Origin of the sequence: Candidatus Magnetominusculus dajiuhuensis, from assembly GCF_046044395.1 — a bacterium.
Taxonomy (GTDB): Bacteria; Nitrospirota; Thermodesulfovibrionia; order Thermodesulfovibrionales; family Magnetobacteriaceae; genus Magnetominusculus; species Magnetominusculus dajiuhuensis.
On record NZ_JBJUSG010000173.1, the window covers coordinates 1 to 5997 of the forward strand.

Below are 5997 nucleotides of genomic sequence, written 5' to 3' on the forward strand. Positions count from 1 at the left end.
GAATAGGACATTTCTATTTTGGTAAGAATAGGACATTTCTACTTTGGTACGACACGAGGACAAAGGATGCTTGACTTATTATATAAAATAGTTGTAGACTTCCTAAGCAGAACAGTTATATCCCGAATCGGCCGGTTCAACGTGAGTCGGCTTGATGTGGGTTGGTTGACTCAATATGAATTGGTTGGCTCAATATAAATCAGGAGGACGCCGTGAATGAAATTTTTTTAAAAGATTTGGCAGCCTTATACAGCAACCCCCTTGTTAAGGACATGTTTACGGATTATTTTACCAGGATGCAGCAGGAGGGGGCGCAGGCGGCTGCTAAGTTTTTCAACATGGCTCCGGCAAAAAAAGATGTGTTTGGCGTTGGACCGGATGTCTTTGAGAAGATGGCCGAGTTTTACTCTGGATTTGGTTTTGTATCACAAAAGAAGCATCAGGAAGTCCTGGAAGAAAACGAATCTTTAAAGAAGGAAAACGCCTTTTTAAAAGAGGTAGTGCAGAAGATGAATCTCAAGATGTTTGAGGAAGGCAGCAGGGGCATCCAGGATGCCTGGCAGGAGGGACTGGCAAAGCAGCTTGAGATGAGCAAGGAGATGGCAAAGACTTTTTTTGAGCTTTTCAAGGACATAAAGAAATAGATGCAATAGGGCGCTTGCGGCCTGAGAATTTACATAAAATCTAATAGATATGAGGAGGATTTACAGATGGAAGGAACCGCGTCTTTCTTTGAGTCGCTGTTGAAAGTTCAGAAGGAATTCATTAACAACTGGGTCCAGACGGCAACCAATCTGTCAAAAGGCCTTCCCTCAATGGGGATGCCTAAGGACAGCTCAGGTGGCGACGTTATGGGTCTGTACAACGTGTGGTTTAAGACCGTAGGCGGCTCAATTGACGAAATGATGAAGAAGTATCCGGCTGGCCTCGGCAAGGACACCGTATCAAAGGTCTTTCAGGGATTCGATTCGTACATGAAGGTGTATGAGTTCTGGCAGCCCGTCATTAAGGCGGCTCAGGACAATGCCTTAGACCCGGACAATATGAAAGATTTAGCTGATCCAATCAAACTGAAGGGCCTCATGGATAAACTCTTCGGCTTTACAAATCCGGAATCGGCGTCGGAACTCCTCGGCCAGTCCTCAAAGGTGGTTGAGACATGGGGGGCGTCCGCGCAGAATTTTGCCAGTCCGTGGCTTGATGCCGTACAAAAAAGCATGACCTCGTTTTTCGATATATCCTCGGGAAACGATCCTAACGCCAGCATAAATGTCTTTCATAATTTCTATGGCGCGTTTGAAAAGACATTCGGAAAGGCATTTAAATCCCCTCAGGTAGGGAAAGACAGAGAAAAGCTGGAGCTTCTCCTCAGGACGTTGGACATGTATACCGTTTACATCGCTAAGAACGCGGAGTTCCAGCACAAGATATACATAGCCGGAGAGAAGGCCTCAAAGAAGGTAGTTGAAGCGATTGCCGATAAAATTAAGGCCGGAGAAGAGATTAAGAGTTACAACGATTTCTACAAGATGTGGACTGAAATCAACGAAGCCGAGTACTTTGAGCTGTTTAACACAGAGGAGTTCTCTTCTATTCAGGGTGCGCTGCTTGAGTCAGCCCTTGAGTTCAGAAAACAATTTCACAAACTGCTGGAGCTTTATCTTTCGGACTTCCCGATACCGGTGCGTTCCGAGATAGACGATATGTATAAGACACTGTACGAACTGAAGAAAAAGGTACGCGTACTTGAGAAAAAACTAAACGTGAAAAATGATAAGGAGGTTGCTCAATGAAAACGCCTTTTGTAGCATTTGATTCTAAAAGCCTGGCAAAAGAGATAGGCGATATCAGCACCAAAATCTTCAAAGGCTCTGAGACTATCTTACAGATTGAAGACATTGATGTAGGCACTTCTCAGAAGGAGCTTGTCTTTCAGCAGGACAAGATGAAACTCTACCACTATAAGAATGACAAGGTAACGTGCAGCGTACCCGTGCTTATCGTCTATGCGTTGGTCAATAAGGAGTATATGCTTGACCTGCAGCCAGACAGGAGCATTGTAAGGAATCTGCTTGACCACGGCATTGACCTCTACATCATTGACTGGGGTTATCCTACCCGCGCCGACAGATACCTGAGCATGGACGATTACATCAACGTATATATGAATGACGCCGTTGACTATATAAGGGAATCGGCCAACATAGATAAAGTAAACCTGATGGGTATTTGCCAGGGCGGGACTTTCAGCACAATATTCTCGTCCATCTATCCTGAGAAGATCAAAAACCTTATAACACTGGTTACTCCAATAGATTTCTCAGTTAAGAAAGGGCTGCTGTTTAACTGGTCAAGGAACATGAATGCCGACGCGCTGGTTGACGCTTATGGTATAGTGCCGGGGGATTTCCTTAACTCAGGCTTCCTCATGCTCATGCCCATAACCCTTAATGTCGGCAAATACATTGGAATGCTTGACGTGGTAGAGGATAAGGAAAAACTCCTGAACTTCCTCAGAATGGAGAAATGGATATTCGACAGCCCCGACCAGGCCGGCGAGACCATAAGGCAATTTATTAAGGACATGTACCAGGGCAATAAACTCATAAAGGGTACTCTCAGGATTGGCGATAAATCGGTAAATCTCAAAGACCTTACCATGCCTCTTCTGAATATCTTTGCCACAGGCGACCACATCGTACCGCCTGATGCGACAAAGCCATTGAACGACCTGGTAGGAAGTACCGACAAGGAGCTCTATGAGTTTAAGGGCGGACACATCGGAGTATTTGTAGGCGGCAAGTCGCAAAAAGAGCTTGCCCCTGCGATTGCCAACTGGCTGCATAAAAGGGCAGACGGCAAACCCGCCAAAAAACCAGCTAAACATCAATAAACCCGGATGACACGCGGCGGGCAAGCCGCGTAATTGGGACAGGCGGCGACAAGTGTGTACAGCCATTTCGCCGCCTTGTCTGTTGGCAGATGGATGATTCCTCCAGTCAAATATGCCCAACATGGTTAAGGCAAAACTGTTTAAGGATTATGTGTCAGGCCAACCGCATGGCCAACAGAAGAGTTGTTTTCAAGGCCGGTCATGCCGGATATGAAAGTAACAAAACTTGATGGCAAGATGTTTGGTGATGAGATATGGGAGGCAAGGAAAAAGGCTTATAAATGGGCTGGAGAGAACATACAGGGGAAGTCTTTAGTCAACAAAGATACTGGTTGGGGAATAGACATAACAGGCAAGGGCATTAAAAAAGTATTGAGTGGAGAACGATTAGTACCTATTGATCACATTGAAACTGTGAGGGCAATCCCTGAAATGATAGAAAATGCCGTCAAAGTTGAATCACGTCCAGATAGAGACAATAATCCTCATATTAAAAACATCCACATTTTTTGTGCTCCCTTAGAAATAGACAACAGACTTTATAGAGTAACATTGACGGTAAAAGAAACTAAATATGGGAGGCGGTATTACGACCACAGACTCACAGAAATAGAAAAGCCCGCTGCAGGCCGAGCTTTGCACACGGGAGATACCCTTTCAGGCAGCGCGTCCCGTATGGAGCAGCAGGCTTATACTGCTAGTTTAGAAGATTTGCTTAAAAATGTCAAGACTTCTAAAGATAATTAAAGGGATTGACCCTGCTGACGCCGTTGTGCTAATGCTTAGCGCGGCTGCCCTGATAGTGTTTTTACCTGTTAAAGACTTCGGCTTCGTTTCATTTGACGACGCAATACACATAACCAATAATCCCTACGTGCTTAGTGGCCTCACGGTTCAGGGTATTAAGTGGGCGTTTACGACTACCCTTGATGGCAACTGGATTCCCCTGATGTGGCTTTCTCACATGGTTGACGTGGCGCTCTACGGGGCAAGACCGGGCGGGCATCACATCAGCAACCTTATACTTCACACAATCAACACCATACTGTTATTCCTTCTTCTTAAGGAAATGACGGGGGATGTTTGGCGAGGCGCGTTTATTGCCGCGTTGTTTGCCCTTCATCCAGCCCATGTTGAAGCTGTTGCATGGGTGTCGCAACGTAAGGAACTGTTAAGCGCGTTGTTTGGGTTTGCCGCGATGTTTGCCTATGTGAAATACACAGAGCGGCCATCGCTGAAAAGATACATGTATGTGATTTGTTTATTTATACCTGGCCTGATGTCAAAGCCGATGCTTGTGACACTCCCCTTTGTGCTCCTGCTACTAGATAACTGGCCGTTAGGGCGGCTCAGACAGACAGGGGTAGCCAAACTTATCATAGAGAAAATTCCCATGTTCGCTATTTCCGGCGTCTTTAGTGTCATAACCTACTTCGCACAGAAAAACTATAAGGCCGTAATCTCCTTAACCGAACTGCCCCTTCCCCTTCGCGTGGCCAATGTGCTGGTGTCGTATGTGAAGTACCTGAAAAACGCGCTTATGCCGACAGAGTTGTCGGTTTTTTATCCCCGCATGGAGCTGGTAGAGGCGTGGCAGTGGATTGGGGCGCTTATAATACTGTCGGCATTGTCGGTATGTGTGGTGATGACTGTTAAAAGGTCGCCATATTATTTTACTGGTTGGTTTTGGTTTTTGGGTGCGTTGGTACCGGTTATAGGCATCGTACAGGTGGGTGCGCAGGGGATGGCCGACAGGTATACGTACATCCCCTTTATTGGGCTTTTTATCGCCGCTGCCTATGCGCTGCCTTCAAAGATGGCTGAACGTCCATCCCTAAGAATATTATCTTTGGCAGCCGTCATGGCTATTATCTTGTCGTCTGTTACACTTTCGGTTAAGCAGGTTGGATATTGGCAGAACTCCACCGTCTTACTAAAACACGCAGCCGGGACGATTAAAACGAGCGCTTTGTTGTATTACAACCTTGGCACAGTCCTTGCGGAGGAGGGCAAATATGAGCAGTCCCTTGACGCCTTTGACAGATCAATAGAGATAGAGCCAACCCGCGCCGATGTTTTTATCAACAAGGGAGCCGTCTATATGAGGATTCACCAGTTTGACAAGGCCGCGGAGAGTTATAGCAAGGCCATTGCCATAAGGCCTGACATCCCTGAGGCATACAACGGACTTGGTGAGGCTATGATGAACTCAGGCAAACGGCAGACGGCGGTCGCATTGTTTCAAAAGGCCTTGTCAATTAACCCAAAATATGCGCGGGCACAGTCAAACCTGGCTATGGCCTCATACTAAATTGCTGATAAACAAGTAATCGGAGCATCCTTCGACAAGCTCAGGGTGATTCGACACCTCTTTGATTGCATTACTTCTTTGACTGCATTCTGGTCTTAAAACTGGAAATAAATAATGAACATACCTATAAGCGACGTAATAACCATAATTATGAGCGTTATGGGGGCCTTGTCTGTTTTTCTGTTGTGCCTCACAGTGCTTATAGCCAGGCCGATCAATGATATCAGAAGCAGGGCATTTATTGCGATGAATGCCTTTTTTAACATGGATATATCCCAGTATGACCTGGCGCGGCTGTATATACTGTTCGGGTCGAAGATTGAAGCTTGTTCCGGCCTCGCGTAATACACATACGCCCATACGACGAAGATCATCAGCCAGCAGGCCGTAATAACCCAACCTATGGACTTTGCGACTATATCAGGGCCTTTTCTCCTTTCAAACTTTTTAGGCTGCGTATCTATATCCATACATTGTCGCCTCCTTTCGTTGTGCTCCTAATGTTGACGCCCATTTAGATGACGCCTCATAGAGAGGATAAAGTTCCACCGTTTCTCCAACTATTGTCACATATTGAGGGGTATTTTGTAAAGTAGCAGTGCAGGGCGGTCGCATTAGAAAAATAAAGCAGAAGATACCTATGCAATCACTCCGCTTTGTCCCTTGCCGTCATTCCGGCTTGTCCGGAATCCTCCCTTTAGTGGGAGTTTCATGATGATTGTGCATATTCTGAGGCACAAGGACAATAGGGGTAGGGAAGGCTCTCACCTCCCCTCCCTCCGAACCGTACAGG

The 5997-nt window shown here is 46.2% G+C and carries 6 protein-coding genes; 5 read left to right on the forward strand and 1 reads right to left on the reverse strand.

All coding sequences use genetic code 11. The features are described from left to right. Positions 1-212: 212 nt before the first annotated feature. The 5 genes from AB7D94_RS16070 (at position 213) to AB7D94_RS16090 (ending at position 5204) form a co-directional block, all read left to right on the forward strand. Positions 213-644 carry a hypothetical protein gene (locus AB7D94_RS16070; RefSeq protein WP_420267033.1) on the forward strand — a complete coding sequence of 144 codons (432 nt, stop codon included), beginning with the start codon at positions 213-215 and terminating at the stop codon, positions 642-644. 66 nt (positions 645-710) lie between these two features. Beyond that, positions 711-1793 carry a poly(R)-hydroxyalkanoic acid synthase subunit PhaE gene (locus AB7D94_RS16075; RefSeq protein WP_420267035.1) on the forward strand — a complete coding sequence of 361 codons (1083 nt, stop codon included), beginning with the start codon at positions 711-713 and terminating at the stop codon, positions 1791-1793. Next, the gene (phaC, locus tag AB7D94_RS16080; RefSeq protein ID WP_420267036.1) at positions 1790-2893 is read left to right on the forward strand and encodes a class III poly(R)-hydroxyalkanoic acid synthase subunit PhaC; all 1104 of its coding nucleotides are present in this window, start codon (positions 1790-1792) and stop codon (positions 2891-2893) included. Before AB7D94_RS16075 ends, phaC begins: the two co-directional genes overlap by 4 nt. A 210-nt stretch (positions 2894-3103) precedes the next feature. Beyond that, positions 3104-3640: an LPD3 domain-containing protein gene (locus AB7D94_RS16085; protein ID WP_420267037.1), complete on the forward strand. Its 537-nt coding sequence runs from the start codon at positions 3104-3106 to the stop codon at positions 3638-3640. Then, complete coding sequence (locus AB7D94_RS16090; protein WP_420267038.1) at positions 3615-5204, forward strand: tetratricopeptide repeat protein; 1590 nt, start codon at positions 3615-3617, stop codon at positions 5202-5204. Before AB7D94_RS16085 ends, AB7D94_RS16090 begins: the two co-directional genes overlap by 26 nt. A gap of 95 nt (positions 5205-5299) precedes the next feature. Here AB7D94_RS16090 and AB7D94_RS16095 read toward each other — a convergent pair whose 3' ends face one another. After that, positions 5300-5674, reverse strand: coding sequence for a hypothetical protein (locus tag AB7D94_RS16095; RefSeq protein WP_420267039.1), 375 nt, complete (start codon positions 5672-5674; stop codon positions 5300-5302). Positions 5675-5997: the final 323 nt, after the last annotated feature.